This window comes from Vibrio sp. M260121, from assembly GCF_036533715.1.
In the GTDB taxonomy this organism is placed as follows: Bacteria; Pseudomonadota; Gammaproteobacteria; order Enterobacterales; family Vibrionaceae; genus Vibrio.
Window position 1 is genome coordinate 1 of sequence record NZ_JATABF010000116.1, and the last position, 656, is coordinate 656.

The window sequence follows — 656 nt, forward strand, 5'->3', positions numbered from 1 at the left end:
CGTCATGCGTTCGCTTCTCAAATCCCGTTCATTATCGAAGGCTCACAGACCGACATTGCTAACGCAAAGGCCATCCTTACTGAGTTAGATATGGAAGACTTGATGTTGCGTATGCTGACGGCTGCTGAGTTTGGGTATCGTCCGGTTCAAATCCAATGGGAGCCAGATGGCGCAAATGCCATTCCGATTGAATCCGAAGCCAAGCGTCCTGATAGCTTTTATATTTTGCGTGATGGTGGTGTGGCGTATCGAAACACCTATGGTGAAATTCAGCCAGTGCCAACAGGTCGCATCATTCCTGTAACTCGTGAGCGCACCAGCGACAAACCCTATGGTCACTCCATCTTGGAATCGCTCTGGCCAATCTGGCAAACCAAGTGGGTGAACTGGGCTAACCTGGAGCGCCTTGGTGAAAAGTATGCGATCCCTAATGTAGTGGCGTTGACCGAAAGTAACAATGACACCTCATTACAAACTGTGGCGGATGCGTTAGCTCCATTGCAGAACGGTGACGTAGCGGCAGTCAGTGGTGTCTCCAGTATCGAAGTGCTCAACCCACAAGGAAAGGTTGATGAAATCTTGAATGCGATTAAATACATCGATAACAAGATCACTTATCGCCTGACTGGACAAACCCTGTCATCGGGTAACCAAGC

Annotated in this window: 1 protein-coding gene; it reads left to right on the forward strand. The window is 49.1% G+C overall.

Going from position 1 to position 656, the window contains the following annotated elements; translation table 11 throughout:
* Positions 1 to 656: phage portal protein family protein (locus tag QTO06_RS25350; protein ID WP_331410354.1), on the forward strand; the 656-nt coding region annotated here is incomplete at both ends.